At 73.2% G+C, this 26,042-nt stretch carries 24 protein-coding genes; 14 read left to right on the forward strand and 10 right to left on the reverse strand.

Annotated features, from left to right (window positions below; genetic code table 11):
- Window positions 1-25 precede the first annotated feature (25 nt).
- Window positions 26-151 carry a hypothetical protein gene (locus ACWC0C_RS32145; RefSeq protein WP_450867573.1) on the forward strand — a complete coding sequence of 42 codons (126 nt, stop codon included), beginning with the start codon at window positions 26-28 and terminating at the stop codon, window positions 149-151.
- Between the two features lie 40 nt (window positions 152-191).
- Here the strand turns inward: ACWC0C_RS32145 and ACWC0C_RS32150 are convergent, their stop codons facing one another.
- From ACWC0C_RS32150 to ACWC0C_RS32160, 3 genes are read right to left on the reverse strand one after another with little or no spacing between them, the layout of a single operon-like run.
- Window positions 192-911, reverse strand: a complete 720-nt coding sequence (locus ACWC0C_RS32150) for a 2-phosphosulfolactate phosphatase (protein ID WP_450867574.1) — start codon at window positions 909-911, stop codon at window positions 192-194.
- Between the two features lie 29 nt (window positions 912-940).
- Window positions 941-1,225 carry a DUF1232 domain-containing protein gene (locus tag ACWC0C_RS32155; protein WP_450867575.1) on the reverse strand — a complete coding sequence of 95 codons (285 nt, stop codon included), beginning with the start codon at window positions 1,223-1,225 and terminating at the stop codon, window positions 941-943.
- A 54-nt stretch (window positions 1,226-1,279) separates the two neighbouring features.
- On the reverse strand, window positions 1,280-2,455 hold the full coding sequence (locus ACWC0C_RS32160) for a hypothetical protein (RefSeq protein ID WP_450867576.1): 1,176 nt from the start codon (window positions 2,453-2,455) through the stop codon (window positions 1,280-1,282).
- 345 nt (window positions 2,456-2,800) lie between these two features.
- Between ACWC0C_RS32160 and ACWC0C_RS32165 the strand changes: the two genes are divergently transcribed.
- The 3 genes from ACWC0C_RS32165 (at window position 2,801) to ACWC0C_RS32175 (ending at window position 4,886) form a co-directional block, all read left to right on the forward strand.
- Window positions 2,801-3,196, forward strand: coding sequence for a PadR family transcriptional regulator (locus ACWC0C_RS32165; protein ID WP_449194262.1), 396 nt, complete (start codon window positions 2,801-2,803; stop codon window positions 3,194-3,196).
- Complete coding sequence (locus tag ACWC0C_RS32170; protein ID WP_450867578.1) at window positions 3,193-4,194, forward strand: hypothetical protein; 1,002 nt, start codon at window positions 3,193-3,195, stop codon at window positions 4,192-4,194. The genes ACWC0C_RS32165 and ACWC0C_RS32170 overlap by 4 nt, the downstream gene beginning before the upstream one ends.
- Window positions 4,195-4,277: 83 nt before the next feature.
- Window positions 4,278-4,886 (forward strand): hypothetical protein, encoded by a 609-nt coding sequence (locus ACWC0C_RS32175; RefSeq protein ID WP_450867579.1) that lies wholly within the window; start codon window positions 4,278-4,280, stop codon window positions 4,884-4,886.
- 89 nt (window positions 4,887-4,975) lie between these two features.
- Here ACWC0C_RS32175 and ACWC0C_RS32180 read toward each other — a convergent pair whose 3' ends face one another.
- On the reverse strand, window positions 4,976-6,340 hold the full coding sequence (locus tag ACWC0C_RS32180; protein ID WP_450867580.1) for an FAD-dependent oxidoreductase: 1,365 nt from the start codon (window positions 6,338-6,340) through the stop codon (window positions 4,976-4,978).
- A 231-nt stretch (window positions 6,341-6,571) separates the two neighbouring features.
- Between ACWC0C_RS32180 and ACWC0C_RS32185 the strand changes: the two genes are divergently transcribed.
- Window positions 6,572-7,630, forward strand: coding sequence for an NAD-dependent epimerase/dehydratase family protein (locus tag ACWC0C_RS32185; RefSeq protein ID WP_450867582.1), 1,059 nt, complete (start codon window positions 6,572-6,574; stop codon window positions 7,628-7,630).
- 23 nt (window positions 7,631-7,653) lie between these two features.
- Here ACWC0C_RS32185 and ACWC0C_RS32190 read toward each other — a convergent pair whose 3' ends face one another.
- Complete coding sequence (locus ACWC0C_RS32190) at window positions 7,654-9,945, reverse strand: NlpC/P60 family protein (RefSeq protein WP_450867583.1); 2,292 nt, start codon at window positions 9,943-9,945, stop codon at window positions 7,654-7,656.
- A gap of 370 nt (window positions 9,946-10,315) precedes the next feature.
- Between ACWC0C_RS32190 and ACWC0C_RS32195 the strand changes: the two genes are divergently transcribed.
- Window positions 10,316-12,289, forward strand: coding sequence for a DUF1996 domain-containing protein (locus ACWC0C_RS32195; protein ID WP_450867628.1), 1,974 nt, complete (start codon window positions 10,316-10,318; stop codon window positions 12,287-12,289).
- A 100-nt stretch (window positions 12,290-12,389) separates the two neighbouring features.
- Here the strand turns inward: ACWC0C_RS32195 and ACWC0C_RS32200 are convergent, their stop codons facing one another.
- Complete coding sequence (locus tag ACWC0C_RS32200; RefSeq protein ID WP_450867585.1) at window positions 12,390-13,103, reverse strand: lipoprotein; 714 nt, start codon at window positions 13,101-13,103, stop codon at window positions 12,390-12,392.
- Between the two features lie 362 nt (window positions 13,104-13,465).
- Here ACWC0C_RS32200 and ACWC0C_RS32205 point away from each other — a divergent pair, with 362 nt between their 5' ends.
- From ACWC0C_RS32205 to ACWC0C_RS32225, 5 genes are all read left to right on the forward strand, one after another.
- Window positions 13,466-13,924, forward strand: a complete 459-nt coding sequence (locus ACWC0C_RS32205; protein ID WP_450867587.1) for a flavodoxin family protein — start codon at window positions 13,466-13,468, stop codon at window positions 13,922-13,924.
- Between the two features lie 196 nt (window positions 13,925-14,120).
- Window positions 14,121-16,076 (forward strand): hypothetical protein, encoded by a 1,956-nt coding sequence (locus tag ACWC0C_RS32210; protein WP_450867588.1) that lies wholly within the window; start codon window positions 14,121-14,123, stop codon window positions 16,074-16,076.
- A gap of 120 nt (window positions 16,077-16,196) precedes the next feature.
- The gene (locus ACWC0C_RS32215) at window positions 16,197-16,946 is read left to right on the forward strand and encodes a bestrophin-like domain (protein WP_449194075.1); all 750 of its coding nucleotides are present in this window, start codon (window positions 16,197-16,199) and stop codon (window positions 16,944-16,946) included.
- A gap of 142 nt (window positions 16,947-17,088) precedes the next feature.
- The gene (locus ACWC0C_RS32220; RefSeq protein ID WP_450867590.1) at window positions 17,089-19,230 is read left to right on the forward strand and encodes an acetoacetate decarboxylase family protein; all 2,142 of its coding nucleotides are present in this window, start codon (window positions 17,089-17,091) and stop codon (window positions 19,228-19,230) included.
- A 38-nt stretch (window positions 19,231-19,268) separates the two neighbouring features.
- Complete coding sequence (locus ACWC0C_RS32225; RefSeq protein ID WP_450867591.1) at window positions 19,269-19,532, forward strand: hypothetical protein; 264 nt, start codon at window positions 19,269-19,271, stop codon at window positions 19,530-19,532.
- Between the two features lie 37 nt (window positions 19,533-19,569).
- On the opposite strand, the gene ACWC0C_RS32230 is transcribed toward ACWC0C_RS32225, so the two are convergent.
- The 4 genes from ACWC0C_RS32230 to ACWC0C_RS32245 form a co-directional block, all read right to left on the reverse strand.
- Complete coding sequence (locus tag ACWC0C_RS32230; RefSeq protein ID WP_449194078.1) at window positions 19,570-20,115, reverse strand: N-acetyltransferase family protein; 546 nt, start codon at window positions 20,113-20,115, stop codon at window positions 19,570-19,572.
- A 61-nt stretch (window positions 20,116-20,176) separates the two neighbouring features.
- Complete coding sequence (locus ACWC0C_RS32235) at window positions 20,177-20,974, reverse strand: SAM-dependent methyltransferase (RefSeq protein WP_450867593.1); 798 nt, start codon at window positions 20,972-20,974, stop codon at window positions 20,177-20,179.
- 48 nt (window positions 20,975-21,022) lie between these two features.
- On the reverse strand, window positions 21,023-21,601 hold the full coding sequence (locus ACWC0C_RS32240; RefSeq protein WP_449194080.1) for a GNAT family N-acetyltransferase: 579 nt from the start codon (window positions 21,599-21,601) through the stop codon (window positions 21,023-21,025).
- A 489-nt stretch (window positions 21,602-22,090) separates the two neighbouring features.
- Entirely contained in the window at window positions 22,091-22,570 is a 480-nt protein-coding gene (locus tag ACWC0C_RS32245) for an ATP-binding protein (protein ID WP_450867596.1), read from the reverse strand.
- Between the two features lie 1,052 nt (window positions 22,571-23,622).
- On the opposite strand from ACWC0C_RS32245, the gene ACWC0C_RS32250 reads away from it, so the two are divergent.
- From ACWC0C_RS32250 to ACWC0C_RS32260, 3 genes are all read left to right on the forward strand, one after another.
- Window positions 23,623-24,498 carry a helix-turn-helix domain-containing protein gene (locus ACWC0C_RS32250; protein ID WP_449194082.1) on the forward strand — a complete coding sequence of 292 codons (876 nt, stop codon included), beginning with the start codon at window positions 23,623-23,625 and terminating at the stop codon, window positions 24,496-24,498.
- A gap of 53 nt (window positions 24,499-24,551) precedes the next feature.
- Window positions 24,552-25,367, forward strand: a complete 816-nt coding sequence (locus ACWC0C_RS32255; RefSeq protein ID WP_449194083.1) for an SAM-dependent methyltransferase — start codon at window positions 24,552-24,554, stop codon at window positions 25,365-25,367.
- A gap of 120 nt (window positions 25,368-25,487) precedes the next feature.
- Window positions 25,488-25,973 (forward strand): SRPBCC domain-containing protein, encoded by a 486-nt coding sequence (locus tag ACWC0C_RS32260; protein WP_450867597.1) that lies wholly within the window; start codon window positions 25,488-25,490, stop codon window positions 25,971-25,973.
- Window positions 25,974-26,042: the final 69 nt, after the last annotated feature.

Genomic DNA, 26,042 nt, shown 5'->3' on the forward strand with positions numbered 1-26,042 from the left:
GGGGGAGCGCCGGAGAGGCGGGGCCGTGGGACGCACCCCCGGACCCACCCGGCTCGCCGCCCCAACGGCAGCGGCGGCCGCGTTCACGGCGCCGGCGGTGCTGCTGGGCACGCTGCACGCGGGCGGTGTCCGCCGCCGGGGTGCGGGGTGACTGAGCGGGTTGGGCGTGCCGGTGCCGTACGGAGGGTGACTCAGCGGGGCGCGCGGGCCGGTGCCGGTGCCGAGTACCCGCTGTCCACCGGGCGCAGGACCAGGTGGCCGTCCACCCGGGCGGCCGCCATGGCGAAGGGGAAGGTGTCCGCCTCCAGACACATCGGCACGTCCTCGGGGTGGATACCGGCCCAGCCGCGCCGCACTCCCTCGGTGAGACGCGCGGCGGCGTCGGAGCGCCCGGCCCGTTCGACGTACGGAGCCGGGTCGGTGCCGGCCGCGCGGACGCGGTCCGCGATGTACTCGGCGCAGGCGAGATCCTCCTCGGCCCGGCCGCCGTCTCCGGTGACGACGAAGGTCACCGTCTGCGGACGGGCCCGCCGCAGCAGCTCGGCGGTCGCGCCGGCCACGACGAAGCTCGCGCACAGCAGCAGCCCGGCGTCCGCCACGGCCAGCGCGCCGGCCGTCCCGGCGGTGGTCTTCTGCACGACGGTACGGCCCCGTACGTCCAGCGAACGCAGTCGGGCGGGCGAGTTGGCCAGATCGAACCCCGGCACCGGCGGGCCGTCCTGGAAGGCCAGCCAGCCCGGATGCCGGGCCTTCAGATCCAGGGCTTCGCGCTGCGTACCGGCGAAGACGATCCGCTCGGCACCGCGCCGGAACGCCCACGCGGCCACGGTGAACGCGCGCATGACGTCGACGACCACGGCCACGTCCGGGGCCGTCGGGGTATCGGGTATACCGGTGAACTCGGTCCGCATCGCTCCATGGTGCGGCCTGCGGGGGCCGTTCAGGGCTCGGTCGGATCCGGCGGCAGCGGCCGCGCGGCACGCAGGCTGCGCAGCGCGAACAGCAGGACGGCGATGTCGTCCAGGTAGACGGGGTCGGGCAGCAGGTCGGCCGGAAGCAGCAGATAGGCGACCGCGCCCCAGAACACCCAGCGCGGGCCAGTCGGCAGCCCGGCCCGCAGCAGCGTGCGCCGGGCGCGCACCAGCCGCACCAGCAGGCCCAGGGCGACCGCGAGCAGCACCGCCGCGACGACGGCGCCGATCACCAGCAAGGTGGTGGAATCCATCCGGCCTCCATCCGGCCTCCATCCGGGCTCCATCCGGCCCCCGTCCGGGCTCTACTACGACGACCGGTCCGTTCCGTCGGCGCTCTGAGCACCGTCGCTCCCCGCCGCGGGCGCCTGCTGTCGCCGGCCCTTGGGCGTGAACTTCAGCCGCTCGAACGTCCGCGACAGCTGCTGCAGCGCGCCCGGCGTCTGCGACCCGGGCCGCTGCTGCGGCAGGCCGGACGCGGGAGCGGGGACGTCACGGTAGGCGGCCAGGGCCTCCAGGGCCTGCTCGGCGGCCTGCTTGTACAGGTCACGGGACTTGGTCATCGCCTCCAGCGCCTCGGCGTACCTGGCGACCAGCTGCCGTTCGCGCTCCAGCTCCTCCTGGAGGGTCATCAGGGTCCAGTTGTCCCGCAGGTCGGCCAGCGCCTCCTCCACCTCCCGCGGCAGCGGACGGGGCAGGGCGACGAAGTGACGCAGGGCCGCGAGCAGTTCGGCGGGCTCGGAACCGTCCAGGAAGACGCTGCGCACGCTGTGCTCCCGGCCGTCGTAGCCCTCCGGAGCAGGTTCCGGAGGCAGCAGCACCGCTCCGCCGCGCGGCACCTCGACGCCGAGGTCCTTCAGCGCCCAGTTGACGGCACGGAACTGGTGCGGCGCGGCCCGGTGCTCCACCATCCGGTGCCTGAGGCCCGGCGGCAGCAGCCGCGCCAGGGGCAGCCGGCCCTGCTCGTCCGGGGTCATCGCCTCGTGCACGACGACGTTGACGCACCACGCCTCGCGCGCCGCGTCCCGCAGTCTGCGCCGCATCTCCTTGTCGTCGGCGGGCAGCGCGTTGACCTGCCGCAAGCGCAGCCCGGCGACCGTGGCGTGGTGATCCCAGGAGCCGTCCTCGCCGGCGCCGCCCTCGGGCCAGAACAGCGTCGCGGGCGAGGGCCAGGCCTCGTCCCAGGCGCGCTCCGCCTCCGCGACGAGCCGCCACTCATGCTCCTGCGGCCGGCCCTCGCGCGCCACGAGGGTGAGCCGGGCCCGCACGGTCACCGTGCCGCCGGCCCGCCAGCGCGCCTCGAAGACCCGACGCGTCGAGTCCTCGGGTACGGCGGGCTCGGCGAAGTCGTCGATGTCCCCGCTCTCTTTGTGCCGGCGCAGTGTGCGACGGACGACCTCCTCGGGGACGGGGCCGGTGTGGCGGCCACGGGTCGCCCAGAGGGTCTGCGGGAAGGTGGCGCGGTCGGCGGCGGAGTTCGACATGGGCCAATCTGCTGATGGGGGCAGGTGCACCTTCCAGTATCACCGCTCGCCCGGGCGTCCCGTGGTCCGGGGCCGGGAGGTGGCGCGTGGCGGCGCCCGTACGCCCCCGCGCACGGGACGCGCGCCGTCCACCCGGGGCGCGCGGGGCACGCGTCGGGTGGCCCCGGTTCACATGTGGTCGCGCCCTCGTACGCCGCCCACAATGGTCCGGCGAACGGGGTCCGCTCATCCATCCGCTTAGGGGCGGACCCCGTTCACCCCGCAGGCGTGTGAGGGCGAGGTCCTCACTGCGCGCTCGATATATATCGGCGGCCGATATATCCTGGCCGTATGACAGCAAAGGGCATGACCCGACAGGCGTTCTTCGTCCTGACGGCGCTCGCCGACCAGCCTCGGCACGGTTACGGCATCCTGCGCGAGATAGAGGAACTGTCCGGCGGAGAGATCCAGCTGCGCGTCGGCACGCTGTACGGAGTGCTGGACCGGCTCACCGCGGACGGCCTGATCGTGCTGGACCGGGAAGAGGTCCAGCAGGGCCGGCTGCGCCGCTACTACCGGCTCACGGACGACGGAGTGGCGGCCCTGGACGCGGAGGCCGAGCGGATGGCCGCCGGTGCCGGGGCGGCCAAGCGGCGCATCGCCGAGGGCCGCCGGGCCGGCGCCCCCGCCCGCCCCGCCGCCGCAGGCCAGGCCGGACTCGAACCCCCCACCGCACCCGGACTCGCGGGAGGCTACGCATGACCACGCTGCTGGAGGCCCGCTACCGCACCGTTCTGCGCCTGCTGCCCGCCTATTACCGGCGCGAACGGGAGGAGGAGATGGTCGAGACGTACCTGGGCGATCTCGACCGCGACGCACAGGACCAGAGCCGGCCCACGCTCGGCGAGGTGGCGAGCATCGCCGCCCTGGCGGTGCGCAGCCGCCTCGGCGCCGCCGGTGCGCCGCGTCCCTATGTCCTGCTCGGATCGGGCGCCCGGCTGTTCGCGCTGGCCTCCGTCCTGCTCCTGGCGGCCTCCGCCGTCGTCGAGCCGGTCCTGCAGATGACCTGGTCGTTCACCCGGGGCGGTGCGGAACGGCGGCTGTTCCTCTCGGACTTCACCGGCCACGGGATCCTCTCCGGGACGGTCGCGGTGGCCCTGTGGATCCTGCCGCTCGGCTGGACGGTCGCCTACTTCGCCCTCCTGTACGACCGCCGCCGCCTCGCCCGGATCGGCGCGGTGGTGGCCGCGCTGCCCAGCCTGTGGCCGCTGCTGCGCGCGCTGACGGGGGAGATGATCATCTCGGAGCCGGCGTTCGTCGTGACGCTGGCGCTTCTCGCCTGGCTGCCCGCCCTCGCGCTGTGCGCCGCCCACCACCGTGACGCACCACCGGCCCGGCTGCCCGCCGGGACTCCCGGTCTGGTCTTCATGGCGGCCTGCGTGGTGACGGGCGCGTCCCAGGTGCTGCTGCCCCCCGCCTCCGATCTGGTGTGGGGACCGGCCAACGGCTTCGTCGTCGGTGCCCTCGGCTGGCTGCTGTGGCGCGCCCGCCGCACCGACGGGGTCGCGCCCGGCGGCGCCCTCGCCCTCGCCGTGCTCGGCCTGCTCCTCCTGGCGGTGCGGATCGCGGCCCTCTACCCGTGGCTCGGGCTGCCCGAAGCCGCGTGGTACACCGGCGGTGCCCTCGCCCAGACCGCCGTGCTCGCCCTGCTGACCGTGGTCCTCATGGTGGCCGGCCGTCGAGAGCTCGCGCCACGCTGAGCCGCCGCCTCGACCAGCTGCGGCGGCGGGTCCGCCCCTCGCTGTACGCGGCCCGCGGAGCCCTGCCCGTCAAGGAACCCAGCGTGCGTCAACGCCGGCCGGCCGGGCAGCTGCCGCCCGCCGAGGCACACGAGGAGTACGTCCGCGTCCTCACCGTGTGGGCCGCCTCGCCGGGTGAACTCCCGGCCGGTCTCGCCCGCCGCATCCGGGCCTGCGCCCGCGTTGCAGGCTCGGCACGGCCGAGGACGCCAGCGTGCTGGGACACGTCCTCGGCGCCGCGCGCGGCAAGGCGGTCCCGACGCCCTGGCGGCGTGATGCGCCGGCCCATGTCCGCCGAACTCTTCGAGATCGTCGCCCGGTTCGCGCCCCGCCTGCGGGCCGCGGGTACCCCGGTGCGCATCCCTGAGGGCGCCACTACCGAGCCGGCCACGCTGCTCGACCGGCCCACAGCCACCGCCCTGGACGGTATCGAGGAGGCGCTGGCACGCCTGACCGTCTTCAGCGGCGACCGCGCGGTGGCCGCCGCACAGGCCGTCCTCGTCGGCGAGGAGACCGTGCGCTCGGCGAAGCCCCCTGGAGGTACCCCATCTGCCGTTGGAGGGCGGCAAGTTGGCCGGCCATCCGGCCTCGCGGGCCGGGAAGGGCCTGTACGGCCCGTTCGTCCGCCTGCTGCCGCCGGTGCCGCTGCATGAACTGTTCGCGCGTGCGGCCGCCACGGCGTGAACGGAGCGAGGGGCCGGCGCTATGGCACCGGCCCCTCTGAGCCCCGGGGATCGCGGACTTACGCCCCGCTCTCCCGCAGCATGTCCTCGCGCTCGACGAGCTTCACGCGCTCACGGCCCTGCGGCTCGCCCAGGGCGCGCTCGGCGGCGTCCAGCTTGTACCAGCCCTCCCAGGTGGTGAAGCGGACCTCGCGCTCGGCGAGGAAGGCGTCCACGGCCTCCGGGGCGGGCGAGGCCGGGGTGTGCAGCCTGCCGTTCGCGTAGTCGTCCAGCAGGTTGGCGACGGTCTCGTTGGCGTCGCCCTTGGTGTGGCCGATCAGACCGACGGGGCCGCGCCGGATCCAGCCGGTGACGTACGTGGACTGCAGCGGGGCGCCGCCCTCCTCGATGACCCGGCCGCCCTCGTCCGGGACGGTGCCCGAGTCGATGTCCCAGGGAAGCTTGGGCAGCTTCTCGGAGAGGTAGCCGACCGCGCGGTAGACCGCGGTGACGTCCCAGTCCTTGAACTCGCCGGTGCCCTTGACGTTGCCGGTGCCGTCGAGGGCGGTGCGCTCCGTGCGCAGGCCGACGACCCTGCCGTCCTCGCCGAGGATCTCCGTGGGGGACTCGAAGAAGTGCAGGAACAGCTTGTGCGGCCGGTCGCCGGCATCGCGGATCGCCCAGTTCTCCAGGGTCTTGGCGACCATGTCGGCCTGCTTGTTGCCGCGCCGGGTCTCGATCGAGCCCTCGTCGTAGTCGATGTCCTCGGGGTCGACGATGACCTCGATGTTCGGCGAGTGGTCCAGCTCGCGCAGCTCCATCGGGCTGAACTTGGCCTGGGCGGGGCCGCGGCGGCCGAAGACGTGTATCTCCAGGGCCTTGTTGGCCTTCAGGCCGTCGTAGACGTTCGGCGGGATCTCGGTCGGCAGCAGCTCGTCCGCGGTCTTCGCGAGGATGCGGGCCACGTCCAGCGCGACGTTGCCGACGCCGAGCACGGCGACCTTCTCGGCCTCGAGCGGCCAGGTGCGCGGCACGTCCGGGTGGCCGTCGTACCAGGAGACGAAGTCGGCGGCGCCGTAGGAGCCGTCCAGGTCGATGCCCGGGATCGACAGCTCGCGGTCGGCCATCGCGCCGGTGGAGAAGATCACCGCGTCGTAGAAGGCACGCAGGTCGTCCAGGCTGATGTCGGTCGGGTAGTCGACGTTGCCGAACAGACGGATCTGCGGCTTGTCGAGGACCTGGTGAAGGGCGGTGATGATGCCCTTGATGCGCGGGTGGTCGGGGGCGACGCCGTACCGGATCAGGCCGAACGGGGCGGGCATCCGCTCGAAGAGGTCGATGGACACGCCGGGTTCGGCGGCCACCTCGGACTTGAGCAGGGCGTCGGCGGCGTAGATCCCGGCGGGGCCGGCTCCGACGATGGCTACCCGCAGGGGGCGCGGCATGATCAGGTTCCCTTCGAGCGTGAATGGGCGACTCGATCGGGAAGCCTAAACTAAGGCAGACCTAAGTTGGTACGCGGGTCCGGTCTATGACCCCATAAGAGGATCTTATGACCTCCCCAGTGACCTTTTATGGAACGTCCTGTGGTCCGGGGTGTTCCCCTGGGGCGGCTGGAGACCGACCCTGTCCTCGGACGGGAGAAAGCTCGGACGGGAGGCAAGGGGAGGGCGAGGGTGGGCGGACACACGGGGACGACGGTGGCGGTGACGGGCGCCAGCGGTTTCGTCGGCAGCCATCTCGTACGACGGCTGCTGGAGCGCGGCTACCGGGTCCACGCCACCATACGCAACAGGGCCGACGCGCCGAAGGCCCGCCCGCTGTGGGAGCTGCAGGAAGCGTTCCCCGGCCGGCTGGAGCTGTTCGAGGCCGACCTGCTGAGGGACGGCACCTTCGACGCCGCGTTCCGCGACTGCGCGGTCGTCTTCCATGTGGCCTCGCCGTTTCTGATGCCGGAGCGGATCACGGACGGCCGGCGGGACGTCGTGGACCCGGCACTGCTGGGCACCCACAATGTACTGGCGGCGATCGAGCGGACCCCGGAGGTCCGGACCCTCGTGTTCACCTCGACGGTGGGCGCGATCTTCGGTGACTACGCCGACGTCCTGGCGATGGACGGCCAGGTGCTGTCCGAGCGCTACTTCAACACCACCAGCACCGTGGAGAACAACCCCTACCACTACGCCAAGACCCTGGCGGAACGCGCCGCGTGGGAGGCCGAGGCGGCGCAGGACCGCTGGCGCATGGTGTCGGTCAACCCCGGGCTGATCCTGGGGCCTTCGTTCACGCCCGCGTCCGACTCCGGCAGCCTCTTCCTGCTCGACGAGCTGTTCAAGGGCTACTTCTGCTACGGCGCCCCGGACTTCAGCTTCACCACGGCGGACGTCCGGGACGTGGCCGACGCCCACATCGCCGCCGCCGAGAACCCGGCGGCGAAAGGGCGTTACATCGTGGCCGCCGAGACCATGACGTCGTTCCAGGAGATGGCCCGCGTCGTCCTCGCCCGCCACCCCCGTGACCTCCGGCTGCCGCGCACCAGGCTTCCGCACTGGCCGGTGCGCATCCTGGGCCCCTCCTTCGGCCTCACCCAGGACTACATCCGCAAGCACCTCGGCATCCGCTTCCGCGTCGACAACAGCCGCAGCATCCACGAACTGGGCCTCACCTACCGCCCGTTGGAGGAGACCCTGCTCGACCACTACGCGAGCCGGCGCGCATACCGGCGCCACGACTGACGCTCGGCTCTCCTCCCGTCCGCTCAGGCGGGCCGCACGATCCGGTGGATCGCCGACTCCCCGGCGCCGTAGATCGACTCCTCGCGTATCGACGACCCCGGGCCCGGCGCGTGCACCATCATGCCGCCACCGACATGGAGACCCACGTGCCGGTCGTCGTCGAAGAAGAGGACGAGATCACCGGGCTCGAGCCCGGCGAGCGTGACCGGGGCACCGGCGAGCGCCTGCTGGTGCGCGGCCCGTGGCAGGGTGACCCCGGCGGCCTTCCAGGCGGCCTGGGTGAGGCTGGAGCAGTCGTACGAGTCCGGCCCGGTCGCACCCCACACACACGGCTTCCCGATCTGCGCCCGGGCGAACGCGATGGCCTTGGCGGCCCGCGACTCGGGCACGGGCGTGAGCGAACCGGTGTCGGCGACGGCGGTCACGCCGGCGGGCCAGGCTTCCACGGCCGGCATCCCGGACACCACCGCACCGGTCGCCGCCGACTGCGGCTGCTGCCACTGACCGGTTCCGGGGCCCGCGGCGGCCTGCACGGGAGCGGGCTGTGCGGGCGTGATGGGTGCGGGCGGTGGGCCCGGGGCGGTCGCGGGCGGCATGGGCGTGACGGCTGTGGGTGCTGCGGCCGTCGTGATGGGCGAGGCGGGCATGGCCGGGACGGGCACGGATGGTACGGCTGGGGTGACGGGTGAGGTCGGCGTGACCGCGACTGCCGAGGGCGGTACGGCTGTGGTGACCGGTGAGGTCGGCATGGTCGCGACGGCCATGGGCGGTGCGGCGGCTACGCCGGGCGCGGGTGGTGCGGCCGTGACGGGCATGGGCGGTGCGGCCGTGACGGTCTCGGGCGGTGGCGTCGTGACGGCCATGGGCTGAACGGTCGCGGCAGATGCGACGAGTTGGGCGGTGTACCGGGAGATCACGTCGCTCGCGGCGGCGAGCTTGCGCTGGTTGTTCGCCTTGGACACGGTGGGGGAGGGCCGGCCCGGCACGGCGGTGCCGGGAAGTGCCCTCGCTCCCTGAACCGGGGCGCCCTCGGTGGCGGACGGTGCTGCCACCGGGAGGGCGGACGTCTCGACGGCACCAAGGCCCACCGGATCGGCCGGGGTGAGACTGATCGGCTCCACCGGTGTGAGGCCGCGGGGAGCCGCTGGGGCGAAGCCGAGGGGAGCCGCTGGGGTGAGGCTGCCGGGATTCGCCGGTGTGAAGCCGAGGGGATCCGCTGGTGCGGGGCTGACCGGATTCGTCGGTGTGAGGCTGCCGGGATTCACTGTGGCGAGGCCGAGGGGATCCGCCGGTGCGAGGCCGACGGGATCCGCCGGTGCCAGGCTGCCGGGATTCGCTGGTCCGGGGCTGCCGGGATTCACTGTGGCGAGGCCGAGGGGGTCCGCTGGGGCGAGGCCGACGGGATCCGCCGGTGCGGGGTTGACCGGATTCGCCGGTGTGAGGGTGACGGGATTCGCTGTGGCGAGGCCGAGGGGATCCGCCGGTGTGAGGCTGCCGGGATTCGCTGGGGCCGGGCTGACCGGATTCGTCGGAGCGAGGCCGACGGGATTCGCCGGAGCGAAGCCGACCGGCTCCATCGGGGCGAGACCGAACGGATCTGTCGGGGCGAGACCGAACGGATCTGTCGGGGCGAGACCGACCGGATCCGTCGGGGCGAGACCAGGCTCCGTCGGCGCGAGGCCGACCGGTGCTGCCCAGGGCTCGGTGCCTGCCAGGGCCGCTGGGCCGGGCAGTGCCGGTTGCGTGCCGCTTCCGTCTGGCGCACCCTCTCCGCTCGGACCGGCGAACCCCCCATCCCCACTGGGCAGTTCGGGGCGCCGTGGGCTGGGCAGTGCCGCGCGTCCGCTTTCGCGGGCGGCCCGGGCCAGGCTTTCCGGGTCCGTCGCCCGCCCGGCCGTCAGCTCGGCCACCACGCGGTCGACGGCCCGCTCCAGGGCCTCGGGGCGGCGAGCGGACGGACCCCGGCCCAGGGCGTCCGGTGCGGCGCCCGGCAGGCCGCGGCCCATCCGGTCCCCGGAGCGTCCCGGAGCCGCCGGGCGGTCGGGGAGCCGGTCGGCGGGCAGTGCGGCGGGGACGGTCGGGCCGAGTTTGGCGCGTGCCACGTCGAACCACTGCCGGGCGACCTCGTCGAGTGCGGGATCAGGCCGCCGGCCCGACCGCTTGGCCAGCGGAACGCCCCGCGAGCGCGTCACCGAGGCCATGGCCCGGGTCGCGTTGTAGTTCCCGGTCTCGTTCTCGGCCCGGTCGTAGAGGGAGTCGATCCGCTGTCGGACCTCGTCCCGCTGTGCAACCTCGTCCCGGCTCTCCGGCGCCATGGAAGACACGCTCCTTCCTTGCCCCGCAGGGCAGTTGGGCCGTCTCGTCCGGACTCCGTCGAGTACCGGGCGGCCTCGCGTCAACCTAGCCAACGTGTGTACCTCGTGTGAAGGTTGAGGCGTGAAATGTCCGATACGTATTTGTGATGTTCGTGGCTACGTTCGAAGGGGAAAAGGAGGCGTCCGCATTTTCCTGTGAGATCCCGGTGAATTCGAGATTCCGTTGAACACATCGGTGCCGCCCTCCGTATGAAGCCGGGGAGCTCCATGCCCGACCGGTGCACAGACAACACAGGGGACGACCTTGGTACGCAACAAGCGCAGACGCCCGACCCGCGCACGACGCACGACCCTCGCAGCGGTCGCCCTGATGCTGGGCGGAGGCGGCCTCGTCGTGGCGAACGTCTACGCCTCGGCGAGCGAGGGCTGGGGCGACGGATCCGCCACGAACGGAACCGGACACGTCCTCTCCGCGGGCATGGCCACGATCGACTGCCCCGACCTCGGCAGCCGGCTGACCGCGGTACCGGACGGGGCCCGAACCGACGTGGACCGCGAACTCGCCCTGCTCGACCGGCAGACGGCGACGGCCTACCGTCAGCTCCAGCAGTCCGGGCAGGGCGCCGGCCAGAACACCGGCTCCGTCGACGACACGATCATGAACCCGCTGAAGGAACAGCGCGCCGCGGCGATCGGTCGGATAGCCGACGCCATCGGCCGGGCGGGGGAGCGCCCGCAGGGCCTGGACGCCCTGGCCGCCTGCACCCTGCGCCCCGGCACCGACGGCACGGGCACGGCCACGGGCACCGGCGGCCAGGCCACCGCCACCGCCACCGGCGACGGTACGCAAGCCACCGCCACCCCCAGCCAGGGTGGGCAGCAGAATGGCGCCGGCCAGGGCGGCAACGGACCTGTGGTCTCCGACTACGCGGACATCACCTCCGTACAGCCCGATGTGCCCCACCCGCCCCAGCAGGCGGACGCCTCGCGCGGCAGCTTCACCTCCGCCTGCGGTGTCAACGCGAACGGCCTGTTCAACTCCGACAACGTCATCGTCGCTCCCGGCGTCTCCAACGGCGCCCACCACTTCCACGACTATGTCGGCAACCAGGGCAACAACGCCTTCGCGAGCGACGACGACCTGGCGAAGGCCGGGACGAGCTGTGTCGACCAGGGTGACAAGTCCTCCTACTACTGGCCGGTGCTGCGCCTGCAGAACGGCACCCAGGAACGCGACGCCGGATCCCCGGGCGGCGGTACGGAGGGCAACGCGGGCCAGATCGTCACACCCAAGCTGGTCACGCTGACCTTCGTGGGCAACCCGCGCGGCAAGGTCACCGCCATGCCCCGCCTGCTGCGCATCATCACCGGCGACGCCAAGGCCTTCGTGAACGGGCCCGGCAACGCCAACGCGTCCTGGAGCTGCACCGGTTACGAGGACCGGCAGCTGAAGGACAAGTACCCGATCTGCCCGCCGGGCAGCGACGTGGTGCGCAGCTTCCGGTTCCAGAGCTGCTGGGACGGCCGCAACATCGACAGCGCCAACCACCGTACCCACGTGGCCTTCACCGCCCCCGACGGCTCCTGCCCGGCCGGCTTCAGCGCCATTCCGCAGCTGGTCCAGCGCATCGTCTACGACGTCAAGGCGCCGAGCCTCCAGGACGGCGGCCGTACGGTCCCGCTCTTCGCCGTCGACTCCTTCCCCGAGCAACTGCACAAGCCCGTCACCGACCACGGCGACTTCATCAACGTCTTCGACGAGGGCCTGATGCGCGAGATGGTCGACTGCATCAACTCCGGCCGCACCTGCGGCCGGGGCAGCGACGATTCCGGTACGACGCCGGCGCCCACGGCGAGTTCCGGCTCCGGTACGACGGCCACCCCGGGCGACGACACGACGGAGCAGCCCGGCGACACCGCCACCGCCACCTCCGGACCGGCACCTTCGGCTTCCCGGCCCGCCGAGGAACCGAGGACCGACGCGACGATCACACCGGGCCGCACCACCAAGCAGCACCACACCACCGGACCGGACCACACCACCGGGCCGGACCGCACGAGCAGCCCGGACCGCACGACCAAGCCGGATCGCACGACCAAGCCGGACCGTCCCTCCCGGCAGGGCAAGCCCACCCAATCGGCACCGCCCACGCCCACCCAGTCCGCACCCGCCCAGGCCACCGCCGCCGGATCCGTCCCGCCCGCCACCGCGCAACCCCAACCGCAGGGCACCCAGGGCGCACTCGCGCAGACCGGGGCGCATCTGTGGCCCGCGGCCCTGGGCACCCTGCTCGCGATGTCGGGCCTGATCATGCTGCTCTGGGCCAGGCGCCTCCGCTACTGACGGCCGGCGCCCGCAGCACCCGGCCGTGTCCCGCGGGAGGCCTACTTCACGGAGGGGGCCTCCCGCGCGGATCGGTCACACAAGCGCCCGCCGGGCACGCTCAGGTCAACTTGAGTGTCTGCTTGGCGAGTTCGTACGCGGGCCGCATCGCCTCGTGCTCCTCCGTGTCCATGCCGCCGAGGTGCAGGACGACCGGGCCGTCGGGCGTGCTGACCGCGAGGGCGGTCTCCTTCTTGGTCTCGTCCAGGAGCTTGCTGGTGTAGACGTACTCCACCTCCACGCCGTTGAGCCCGCCGCCGGTCCGGACGGAGCGGTACTTCTCCTTGCTGACGTTGTCCTCCGCGGCGACGAACTCCCGCAGCACGCTGCCCGCGTCGGCTTTGCCCGGCAACCCGGTCCACACCCGCAGGAAGCCGATGTAACCAGCCGGCTTGGCGTCGATCTCACAGGCGGTGGTGACCGGCCCCTGGCGCAGGAAGGAGTCGGCGAGTGCCCCGCTCAGGTCGCCGTCGGAGCCCTTCGAGCCCTTCGACAACTCCACCTCCGCGTCGATCGCCTTGGCCTTCCAGTCCTTGGCGATGTCGAAGCGGACGGGCAGTGGGCACGCCGAACCGGCCGCGCCGATCGAACCGCCGCTCGCCGTCGCCGTCCCCTTGGCCCCCTCGCCCTTGCCCCCCGCGCCTTTGGCGGTCGGAGACGCGCTGGAGGCGTTCTTCCCGTCGCTGTGCGCCGAGCCCGCGCACCCGCCGAGCACCGCCGCAAGCGCCACCGCCACGGCCCCTCTGCCCCACACGGATCCCACCCTGACCTGCACTTCCTGCTCCCCTCCTGTTCAGGGGCGCCACTGTAACCGAGGGCACTGACAGCGCCGAACGCAATGTCCCGCACAGGCTCCCGCGCAGTCCGGCGCCGACCTCCGGTCAGTCGTACAGCGCGAGCGCGCCGGTGCTCCCTCGTCGTGGCCCGGCACTGGGCCGGAAGGGCCGCACGGTGACGCCCGCCGGCGGATCGGGCACCTCCGGTTTCGCCGGGACAAGGTGATCTCCGGCAGCCACTCGGTGACCAGCCGACCGCCGTCGGCCCGCAGGAGCGCGGTCGCAGCGCGACCGGTGTCCGGGACCGTCTGCGCGAGCCCGCCGTTTGCGAGGCGCCGCGGACGCACGGCAGGGTGCGGGTGTGCCTACCTTGCTGATCGTCCATCACACCCCGTCGCCCAACTGCCAGGCGCTGTTCGAGGCCGTCGTCTCCGGCGCGACGACACCGGAGATCGAGGGCGTCCGCGTCGTCCGCCGCGCCGCCCTGTCCGCGACCGCCCACGACGTGCTGGAAGCCGACGGCTATCTGCTCGGCACGCCGGCGAACCTCGGCTACATGTCCGGCGCTCTGAAGCATTTCTTCGACCAGATCTACTACCCCTGCCTGGACGAGACGCGGGGCCGGCCGTTCGGTTACTACGTGCACGGCGGCAACGACGTCACCGGTGCCGTCCGTGCCATCGAGGCCATCACCACCGGCCTCGGCTGGCGCCGGGCGGCCGACGCGGTGACCGTCACCGGAGAGCCCGGCAAGGCCGATACGGAGGCGTGCTGGGAGCTCGGGGCCACGGTCGCGGCGGGGCTGATGCCCGGCGTATGAGCGCCGGTTGAGCGCCGGTGGGCCCACGGGCGGCCACCGGAGTGATCTTCGTACGTCACCCGCCGTGACCGGCGTGGGTCGAAGCTCGCCCGCAGAAGGCTCTGTTAGTCCTGTTTATATGTTCATAGGGAAATTAGGGAGGTGCTCGCGCGCCTCCGGATCACGCCTGGCCGCGACGCTGGCGTTGCTCCTTGTCGTGGCCGGCGGCCCCGCGGACCGTGCCGTCGCCGACGGCGCCGGCAGCAACGGGCTCGCCCTGGAAGTCGCCGTCGACACCAGACCCGGCACCGAGGCGACCCGCCCCGGCATCCGCGTCGGCGACCCGCTCGTGAAGACGTATCGGCTGATCAACCGTACCGGGGCCGACCTGCACGACGTCCGGGTCACCGATCCGGAGATGCCGGGCCCCCTGATCCGTTGCCCCGGCGGAGGCGACCAGGTGACCGTGCTGCCCGGCCTCAGCACGACCACCTGCACCGCGCGGGCCACCGCCGTCGAGGGTGTTCGGACCGCCGACGTCACGGCCGTCGGCCACATCCCCTCCCTCGGCATGGAGTCCCAGGCCGTCGCCCCCTCCGGGTACGCCGGTGTCGCCGGGCAACTGGCGCTGTCGGAGACGGTCGTGACCGCAGCCGGGATGCCGGGCCCAGGTGTCGCAGGTGGTCACGTCACCATCTACTACGACGTCTCGAACACCGGCAACCGCACGGCGTTCGACCTCCGTCTCACCGATCCGGTGCTCGATCCGTCCGGCATCTACTGCCCGGCGGGCGGCGACACGGTCCCGAGCCTGGACCCCGGCGAGACGGCGAGGTGCGTCGCCACGGTGGAGCGGCCTCCGGGCACATACTTCAGCGAAGGTCAGGTGACAGGATCCGACCGCATCAGCACGCTGCTGCCCGACGGATGCCTGGAGCCACCGCCTTGGCTCACCGCACAGGCGACCGGGTCCTTCACGGTGCACGAGGTCCCCCCGCCGGTGCCCTTGCCCCCGGCCCCTGCGCCTCCCCCCGGACCGATTCCCGAGGAACCGCCGGTCACGACCGTGCCCGCGCCGCCGGCCACCGCTCCCACCCTGCCGCCTCCGGTCCTGCCCGTACCCCCCGGCGTCGTGTTCCCACCGCCCCCACCCCTGCCACCGCCGGGAATCGCAGCACCCGCCCCCGCGCCCACCGCCGGAGCGCCCGCTCCCGGCGCGGCGGCGGGGACGACGGCCGGTGTGGGTGCGGCGGCGGGGGCGACGGCCGGTGTGGGTGCGGCGGCAGGGACGACGGCCGGTGTGGGTGCGGCGGCAGGGACGACGGCCGGTGTGGGTGCGGCGGCAGGGGCGACAGCCGGTATGGGTACGGCGGCGGGGACGACAGCTGGTATGGGTACGGCGGCCGGTACCGGGACTGCCGCGGGGACGGCGGCTGGCACTGGCACCGGCACGGCAGCCGGGACGGGAGCCGCCGCCGGTACGACCGCCGGGACGGGAGCCGCCGCTGGTACGACCGCCGGGACGGGAGCCGCCGCAGGCGCTGCCGCGGGCGCGGGAGGAGGAGCGGCGGCGGGAGCAACAGCCGGAGGGGGTACGGCAGCCGGAGCGGGCGCCGCGACCGGGGGAGGAGCGGTCGGCGGCGGAGCTGCGGCGGCTGGGGCAGGAGGTGCGTCGACCGGCGGTGCCGCCGCTGGAGGCGGCTCCGGCACCGCGGCCGGTCAGGGCGGAACCGGCGGCGGGGCCGGCGGGGCCACTGGCGGCGAAGCGACCGGTGGTCAGTCCACCGGAGGCCAGGCGACGGGCGGGCAATCCACGGGAGGCCAGACGACGGGTGGCCAATCCACGGGCGGTCAGTCCACCGGGGGCCAGACGACTGGCGGTCAGTCCACCGGAGGTCAATCCACCGGAGGTCAATCCACCGGAGGCCAGACAACAGGCGGCCAGTCCACGGGAGGTCAGTCCACCGGCGGCCAATCGACCACCCCAGGCCTGCCGCCGAGTGAAACGCCGCGCACCCCGCCCCGCCCCCGGCGCAACAGCTCCATCCTGGCCCGCTTCATTCGGCCGGGCGGTGGACCGACGGGGCTGGGGCTGCTCGTCGTCCTGTTCCTCCTGCTGATCCCCGCCGCTCTCGCTGCCGCCCTCCTCGGATCGCGGCGCATCGGCTCGTGATGCCCCGCCCCTGCCCCCGCCTCTGCCCCTGCCCCCGCCCCCACACATCACCCCGAACGCCATCCTGAACGCCCCCAAAACACCGCCAGCCACCGACAACGCAATTGGGAGCCCGAGCCGATGATCGAGACCTTCGCCGTCGTTCTGGGGATCGCCATGGTCGCCGCAGGGATCGTGGTGATCCGGCATCGCTACTGGCCGCCCGTCTCGGACGAGGAACCGCGCGAGGACGTGGCCGAGTACATCTCCATGATGGTCGGTGTGCTCTACGCCCTCGTCCTCGGCCTGGCGATGGTGTCCGTCTGGCAGACCCGGTCCAGTGCCGAGGGACATGTGCAGGTCGAGGCGGGCGCCGCCCACCAGATCAGTCTGCTGTCCGCCGGACTTCCGGCCCCGCAGGGCGAACGGACCCGCAGCGCCGTCGACGCGTATGTGCACCACGTCGTGTCCGCCGAGTGGCCCGCGATGCAGAACGGGCAGCCGCCCGGGCGGACGGGCTGGGATCTGCTGGACCAGGTCCGGGTGGCGGGCCAGGTGCCCGCCGACGCCGGCCCCACCCAGCAGGCCACGCTCCAGGAGACCCTCGCTCAGCTGAGCACCCTGGACGACGCCCGGCGCGGCCGGGAGGCGGACGTGGGTGACACGCTGTCACCCGTGCTGTGGTTCGGGCTGATCGTCGGCGGCGTGCTCACCGTGGCCTTCATGTTCATGTTCGGGGTGAAACGCAGTTTCACCCATGTGGTGATGGTGATGGGCCTGACCGCGCTCATCACCTTCACCGTGCTGCTGGTCTACCAGCTGAACCAGACCTTCACCGGCATGTTCGCCGTCAACACCGCCCCCTTCACGCGCTACTTCCCGGGCGCCTGAGCGTCCGGACGGCGTCCTCTACCTGGACGGATGAAGGTGCGGGCCCGGTGACCCTGGCCGACGATGGGACCGGGGCCGCGCCCTTGCGGCGCGGCTGAGCCCTGTCATGTGTCTCGTACGTCGTCGAGCGAGGGAGCGTCGGATGCGAGCGGACGGCCACGCACCGGGACGATCCGCGCCGGACAGCCACGCACTCGGACGGCCTGCGATCGGCGGGCCGCACGGTCAGGACGTCCAAGAACTGCTGCGCCGGTGCGCGCGGGACGTGCTGGACATCGCCGAGGGCATCCACGCGGTGTCCGAGCGCACCCGCACCGCGCTGTTCGCCTCGCCCCTGACCGGCTCCGTGTACCGTCGTCCCCGTACCGGCCTCGCCGCCCGGTGGGCGCTGCTGCGGACCCTGAGGAACCGGCGGGGCCTCGGCCGCTCGGTGATCACCGCGCCGAAGGGCATGCGTCAGGTGCTCGGCGCGACCGGTGCGGCGCCCGGCCGGGAGAGCCTGGCCGCGCTGGTCGCCGTCACCTCGCTGCGCCTCGGGATCGCCGCCGTGCTGGTCGGCCGCCCCGAGTTCGCACGCGACCCGGGCATGCGGCGGCTGACGGAGGCGGTCACCGCAGCCCGTGACCCGGCGGCCGTACGGGCCCTGCGCGCGCTGTTGCGCGACCAGGGAGCCCAGCGCGCCCTGTCCGGGCTCGCGCCGCTGATGGCCGAACTCCTCGCCATCCGCGCCCTGTTGGACGAGGCCTCCGAGAACGGCGGGGCCGGCCGGCCGCTCGCTGCCGGTGAGGGCGTCGCCGAGGCCGTCGACCTGACCGACCAGGAGAAGCAGTTCATCGCCATCGAGGGCTCGTTCCTCGGATTCCTGCGCAACATCGAGGTGCTGTCCACCGGCGGGCGGATCCTCGTACAGAACGTACGCGGCCCCGACGGTGTCGTCCGCTATGTCGTGCAGGCGCCCGGCATGGCACCGGGCCGCCCCCGCAACGACTCCCCGCAGGACTTCGTCGCCGCCTGGCGCAACCTGTTCACCGCCGACTCGCCGCACACCCGCGCGGTCCTGCTCGCCCTGGCGGACTACGGCATCCCGCGCGGCGCAGAGCTCGCGCTGATCGGGCACGGCGAGGGCGGGATCGCGATGATGAACCTCGCCCAAGACGAGGAGTTCTGCCGCACCTACCGGGTCACCCACGTCGTCACCGTCGGCTCCCCGGTCGGCAACGGGAAGCCCGCCGACCCCCGCACCTGGGTCGGCGGCATCACCAACCGGCACGACATCGTGCCCGTCCTGGACGGCCGGGGCGCGCCCGCCGCCCTCGACCCGCACACGAACCGGTACGAGGCCCATTACACCGGCCCCACCCACGAGTTCCCGCTGTGCCACATGCTCCGCGAGTACATCGAGCACCTGCGCACGGTGGTTCCCGAGGCCCGCAAGGACGTCGACGAGGCGCTCACGCCCTACCGGGGCCAGATCGTGCGCACCCAGGCCTACCAGCTCAAGGACCGCGCCCACCCGCCCGAGGGCCACCCCTTCCTCACCCTGCCCACCACCTCGGTCCCCACCACGGTCGGCCCGGTCGACGTGCCGGTGCGCTACTACGACTCCTCCGCCGCCCACCTCTGCTACCCCGTCCCCGCCGACGCGGCACGCGCACTGCTGCCCGACGCCGCCTGGCTGACCCCGCCCCGGCTGGGCCGGCGGGCCCTCGCCGTACTGTCGCTGTACGAGCACCGCTGCACCACGATCGGCCCGTACACCGAGATCGCCCTGTCCGTCCTGGTCGACGACCTGTGGCGGCCCCGTCCGTACGACGCCGCCGTGGACCTGCTGCGCCGCGTCGACCTGCGCCGCACCGGCCGTTACGTCCTCTCCCTGGCCGTCACCAGCGAGGAGGCCCGCGTGGTCGCCCGGGAGGTCTGGGGGCAGCCCGCGATGCGGACGACCGCCGAGGCCGACCTGATGGGCCGCGAGATCGGCGTCCGGTCCGGGGATCTCGGGCTCACCGTCGAGGGCCGGCCCGGACCGGGCCTGCGCTGCCCGGAGGCCGACTGGATCCAGTACGGCCGCAAGGGCGACGGCTCCGTACGCACCCTGGTCCGGGCTCACGGCAGGCTGCGGCTGCACCCCGGCACCGGCGTCCGGCTGCGACTCGGCACCGCGGCCGCCGAACCCCTCGCCGGACAGCTGCGCCGGCTCGGCATCGACACGGCCCGGCCCCTGTTCCTGCTCACCTGCCCCCAGTTCATGCTCCACCGCAGTGCCGGCGCCGTCCTGCCGCGCTGAACGCCCCGTACCGCCTATGCCGTCGAGTGGGAGCCGCCATGGTGACCGAGTCCCCCCGAGTGACCACGGCCCCGGCCGGTGAACTCCTCGCGCACGCCGGCACCTTGCGGGCCGACGCCGACCTCATGGACGGCTATGCCCGTCGGCTGCTCGCCACCGCGGCCACACTGAGCGGCTGCCCCGCGGCGCCCGAGTGGAGCCGCCCCACCCTGGAGCGGCAGGCCGCCGCGTGCAGCACGGCGGCGGAGCAACTGCGCACCGCCGCCGAGGCGTTGGACGCCCATGCGCGAGGCGGGGACTGATTCCCGGCAGCGGCGTCCGGGCACCCCGGCCGCGTGTTCAGCGCACCCGTTCGGCCGCCGCCCGGGTGAGGTGGCGGCGCGGCGCGGAGGACTCACGGGCCCGGCCCGGGCCGCCGCTCCCGGCGAGCGGCCGTACGAAGAGGCTGACCGTGGCCTCCTCCGCGAAGCCGTTGCGGCGCATCAGCTCGGCAGAGGCCGTGTTGCGCCGCTCCACGTCCGTGACCACGCACACCGCCCCGGCGGCGGCCAGCCGAGCACAGCACTCCTTCACCAGCCGCGACGCCACCCCGCGCCCCTGATAGGCGGGGTCGACCGCGATCCACTCCAGATAGCCCCAGTCGGCGCGCTGCTCGAAGGACAGCGAACCGAGCACGAACCCGGCCACCCGGTCGCCGTCCAGCATCACCAGACAGGCGGAGTCCGGCGCGTCCAGATGCCCGGCGACGGCCGACAGCGACCAGCCGGTGTAGGGCATGGCGTCGGTGTCGTACACCCGGTGGCCGAGATCGAGGACGGCGGCCAGGTGGTCGAAGGCGAGGGGCTGGAGCGTCAGCTCCTCCGTACTGGGCTGGACGTCGGCCATGGGCACTCCCTTCGGGACGGCATTTCGCAGCATATGTCCGCTCCGGGGGCCCCGCACCGCGTCAGGGCTTGCGGGCTACCCCCGCGAACAGCGGCTGCTCCTCGCGCACCCGCATGCCCGGCTCGGGATGCCAGCGGGTGGCCGGCACCACGCCCGGATCGCACAGGTCCAGGCCGTCGAAGAACCGGGTCACCTCGGCGTACGAGCGCGCCCGGACGTGCGTGCCGCCGGAGCGGTAGACGGCCGCGATCCGCTCCCACACCTCCGGGTCGAACTCGGCGCGGGCATGGGAGAGCGTCAGGTAGCTGCCGGAGGGCAGCGGCTCCAGCAGCGTCCGCACGATGCCGTACGGGTCCTGCTCGTCGGCGACGAACGGCAACAGCGCGATCAGCGACAGGCCCACGGGCCGGTCGAGGTCCAGATGTTCGCGGGCGTACGCCACGATCCGCTCCGGCTCGCGGACATCGGCGTGCAGATAGGCGGTACGGCCCTCGGGCGTGCCGTGGAGCAGGGCCTCGGCGTGCCGCAGCACGATCGGGTCGTTGTCGGCGTACACCACCGCGGCGCTCGGGGTGACCGCCTGGACCACCTGGTGCAGATTCGGCTCGGTGGGGATCCCGGTGCCCACGTCCAGGAACTGGTCGACGCCCTGGCGGGCGACGAAGCGGGCGGCCCGGTGCATGAACTCGCGGTTGGCCCAGGCCGCGTCCTTGGCGCCCGGAAAGAGCTCCAGCACCTTGCTCGCGGCCTCGGCGTCGACGGAGTAGTGGTCCTTTCCGTCCAGGAACCAGTCGTACATCCGGGCGGAGTGCGGCTTGCCGGTGTCGATCCGCTCCGGGCTGAATCCGGTGTCTGTCACGTCGGCTCTCCGTGGGAGGTGGGGGGTGGGAGATGATTCGGTTGGTCGTCAGCGGCAGCGGGAGGCCGCCGAGCTGTCGTGGCGGTGCCAGACGGCGTCGACCACACGTCCGTCGGGCAGGGTGTGCCGGGACGGCCCCTCGTCCGGTACGAATCCGGCGCCGGCCAGGGCCCGCCGGCTCGCGGTGTTCCCGGGTTCCGCGCCCGCCCGGACCGTGGTCAGCCCGGCATGGGTGTGCGCGAGCGCCACGCCCGCGCGGAACAGCTCCGCGCCCAGGCCCTGGCCGCGGCACGCCGGCGCCAGCCAGCCGCCCAACTCGCCGGTGTGGTGGTCCAGTTCGATGGCTCCGGCATAGCCGAGGCTGGATCTGCGCACACAGACCAGCAGCAGTGGGTCGTCCGGGCCGGGGGCGTACGGCTGGGCCAGCTTCCGGGGTACCCGGCGGCCGTCGTCACCGGCCGGCCGCCAGGCGAGCAGCGCCCTGCGGGTGGCGGGGTCGGGCAGGACCTCGTCCGCCTGGGTGCCGAGCCAGCGCTGCGCCTCGGCGTCGGCGCAGGCGGCGAGCGCCGCCGCCACGTCCAGCCGGGTCCGGGGTGTGAACAGCAACAGCCGTTCGGTGGCCAGCACGTGCCGACCGGCCCCGGGCCCGCACCGACCGGGCACGGGCAGCCCGGACGCGGTCCGCCTCCGGCGGATCACCGACCAGACCATGCACACCCCTGACGGAACGGCCCGCACGAGAACACGGAACCGCACGGATCCCGATCCCCACCGGATGCGGACTACCCGCACCGGCGGCGAATCTACCGGGGTTCGGGGGCGGGTGGGGTGCCGGTGGGGGTGGTTTTGGGACGTGGCGGGTCGGGGGTGGTGTCGGTACCGCACTCCATGCCACCCCGTTCGGGTGTTGGGGTGGCGGCTGCGGGGGGGGGTGCCGTACGGCGCAGGACTTCGGCTCAGTCGGCCTGTTCCTGGGAGCCGGGCTTGGGGCGGGTGCGGGTCCAGGAGGGGTCGGCGGATGGGGTGGGGGCAGGGGTCCTGTGGTGCATGGGGCATCCTTCGGAGCTGGTGGGGGGATGGTCCGGGGCAGTGCGGCCGGTTCGGCGGGGCCTGGTGTCAGGCGACGCCGTACGGCAGCTCCGCCCAGACGACTCGGGCGGGCCGGCCGGATACCGGCGTCACGCCCCAGTCGAGGCTCAGCGCTTCGACCAGGAACAGCCCGCGGCCGTGCTGGTCGTCGGGTCGGGCGTGGCGCGCCGCCGGCAGCGCGGGGCCGCCTTCCTGGTCCTCGACCTCGATCCGTATGCGGTCCGCCGTGCCGTGCAGCCGGCAGGCGATCCGGTCACCGGCCGCGTGTACGAGGGCGTTCGTGACCAGCTCCGATGTCACCAGGATTGCGTCGTCCCGGGGGTCTTCCGGTACGCCCCAGGAGGTCAGCAGATCCCGTACGACACGGCGGGCGGCGCCGACGGCCGTCGGCCGGGCCGGCAGGTCGAAGGCGGCGGCGGAACGGGGCAGCGGGTCCCCGGAGGTGAGCCGGTCGGGGCCGTGGGGCCCAGGGAGTCGACCGAGGCGCTCACCTCCGGGTGGTCTCAAGACGCCGGCCGGGACCGGCGGTCGGTGCGGATGCGCCACGGGGTGGGACCGGTCCGCCGCGTCCGGGGCCGGGCGCGGCACATTCGCCATGTCCGCCCGAGGCCGCGGTCCGCCGGCGGCGCCCGCCCACCGGTCTGCTCGTCCCGCGCTGCCCGGAGCCGGGCAGGACCGGTTCACACGGTCCGGAGCCAGACACGGCTGACTCGCGACATCAAGCGCCGGGTATGCCCGGTCCGCGGCGTCCGGCACTCGGCGTGCCCGCTCCATGTTGCCTGGGATTTGGTGGGGTTGATCCGTTTCGTCGAGTGGTTGGTGTGGCTGGTCTGCGGTGTTCGAGACCTGGTGTGTCCGGTCTGTGTTGCCCGGAGTCCGGTGGGGCTGGTCCGCCTCGTCCAGTGGTTGGTGTGGCTGGTCTGCGGTGTTCGGGCCCCGGTGTGCCCGGTCCGCGTTGCCCGGGACCCGGTTGGCCCGACTCGCGCCGTCCAGGGCTCGGTATGCCCGGTCCGCGCCCTCCGTGGCCGGAAGTGCCCGGTCCGCGCCCTCCGTAGCCGGAAGCGTCCCGTTCGTGTCGTCCGTAGCCCCTTCGTGTGCCCGGTCCGCGCCGGCAGGCTCCCGGTGTCGGCGCTTCACGGGGTCCGGAGCCCGATCCGCCTCATCCGTGGACCGGTGTTGAAGGGGTACTGCGGGCAGGCGCGATGGGTCGGTGCTCAGGGGTGGTCGGTGGAGGGAGGGCGGAGCCATCGCCGTGCGCCTTTCGTCCGGCCTCGCGTGGGGGGTGTCGGTCTCGCGCCGGCCGCTCGCGCAGCAGACGACACACCGCCTCCCAGGAGGCCGTACTGCGGCCCGGTCTCCCCCAACCCGGCCGCGCCGCCTGCTCCTTGGTCGGCCGGAGCAGTGGGTCCACTGTCCCACCCGCCAACAACGCTCCGCAACCAGCAAGTTGAAATTTGCAAGTGGCCAAGTGCATGCTGATTCGGCCAGAACGTGATCGAATGGGTCGGGCGAGCGACCGTGTACGACGGTGTCTCTGTGACCTGGTGAGGGGGTGGGGCGTGACCGCGGAGACCGACTGGGGTGGCGCCCCCTCCGTCCTGCGCATGATCCTCGGCCGGCAACTGGAGGACCTGCGGAACCGGGCCGGCCTCAGCTACGACGAGGCGGGCGCCGCCATCGGCGTCAGCCACTCGACGATCCGCCGCATGGAGGCCGCCAAGGTGGCCCGGCTGCGGCTCGCGGACGCCGAGAAACTGCTCCAGGTCTACGGCGTCACCGACCGGGACGAGATCGACACCTTCCTGAAGTCCGTGCGGGAGGCCAACAAGCGCGGCTGGTGGCACACCTACCGCGATGTGATGCCCGACTGGTTCGCCGCCTATCTCAGTCTGGAACAGGCCGCGTTGCAGATCCGCGCCTACGAGAACCAGTTCGTGCACGGCCTGCTGCAGACCGAGGACTATGCGCGCGCCCTGCTCGGCGCAGAGAATCCGCACGCCTCCGCCGAGGCCACCGAACGCCGGGTCGCGCTGCGCATGCGCCGCCAGGAACTGCTGGCCCGCGAGGCACCGCCCCGGTTGTGGGTGGTGATGGACGAGACCGTGCTGCGCTGGCCGGTCGGCGGACCACAGGTGATGCGGGCACAGATCGACCACCTCCTCGAGGTCAACCGGCTGCCCCAGGTGACCCTGCAGCTCATGCCGTTCGCCCACGGCCCGCACCCGGCGATGCGGGCGGGTGCCTACCACCTCTTCCGGTTCCGGGCCCGCGAACTGCCCGACATCGTCTACCTCAACGGCCTGGTCGGGGCCGTCTATCTCGACAAGGCCGACGACGTCGTGGTGTACCGGGAGGCGCTGGACCGACTCGGCGCCCAGGCCGCGCCCGCCCGGAAGACCGAGGCCCTGCTCGGCGCGATCCGCAAGGAGCTGTGACGCACCTGTTCGCACGCAAGCCCCCACCCCCGACCCGAATGGGAGACACGGCGTTGCCCGACAACGGATGGCCGGCCGACCGCATCGACACCCAGAACGCCCACTCGGCCCGCATCTACGACTACATCCTCGGCGGCAAGGACTACTACCCCGCCGACAAGGAGGCCGGCGACGCCATGGCCCGGGAGTGGCCCGCGCTCCCGGTCCACATGCGCGCCAACCGGGACTGGATGAACCGCGCCGTGCGCTGGCTCGCCGAGGAGGCGGGCATGCGCCAGTTCCTGGACATCGGCACCGGCATCCCGACCTCGCCCAACCTGCACGAGATCGCCCAGACCGTGGCCCCCGAGTCCCGGGTGGTCTACGTCGACAACGACCCGATCGTGCTCACCCTCTCCCAGGGCCTGCTGGCCAGCGCGCCCGAAGGCCGGACGTCGTACATCGAGGCCGACTTCCGCGAGCCGGCGGCCATCCTGGAGGCCCCGGAGCTGCGCGAGACCCTGGACCTGGACCGGCCGGTCGCGCTCACGGTCATCGCCATCGTCCACTTCATGCTCGACGAGGACGACGCGGTCGGTGTCGTACGCCGGCTGCTGGAGCCGCTGCCGTCCGGCAGCTATCTGGCGATGTCCATCGGCACCGCCGAGTTCGCGCCCGACGAGGTGGGCCGGGTGGCCCGCGAGTACGCGGCCCGCAACATGCCGATGCGACTGCGCACCATCGACGAGGCCCATGAGTTCTTCGAGGGCCTGGAACTGGTCGAGCCCGGCATCGTCCAGGTGCACAAGTGGCACCCCGACGGCAGTGGCGAGCAGAACATCCGCGACGAGGACATCGCGATGTACGGGGCGGTCGCCCGCAAGCCCTGACAGGCCACACCGGCAGGCCCCGACAGACCAGGGGCCGGGGTCCGCACCCACCTCCCGGACCTCGGCCCCTCCCCTCTCGTACGGCGGGTCGGGCGGCCTCCCGGCCGGTAGCGTGAGCCCATGTACGCCACCCGAGTCTCCCGGCGTGTGCAGGCGCCCCCGCACGCCGTCTACCGGGCCCTGACCGACCCGGAGGCGATCGCGGCCTGGCGCGTCCCGCCCGGCATGACCGCCCGCGTCCACCGCTTCGACGCCCGCGAGGGCGGCGCCTTCCGGGTCTCCCTGACCTACGACGACGCGTCCGCCGCCGGCAAGCCGGGCGGGCACACCGACACCTACCACGGCCACTTCGCCCGGCTCGAGCCCGGTGCCCTGGTCGTCGAGGTGTTCGCGTTCGAGGCCGACGACGACACCGTGCGCGGCACCATGACCATGACGACCACGCTCACCGCGGCCGACGGCGGCACGGACGTGGAGATCCTGCACGAGGGCATCCCCGACGACATCCCCCGCGCGGACAACGAGCTGGGCACCCGGATGGCCCTGGACAACCTCGCCCGGCTCGTCGAGGAGCAGCATGCTCGTCGGCCGCCCCAGGCGGAATGACCGAAAGGGCGCGGAAACCGGCCGGAATTCGGCACAACCTTCCGGCTGCCTCATTTTCCGCGAATCGAG

The sequence above is a fragment of the Streptomyces sp. NPDC001709 genome (assembly GCF_053596375.1).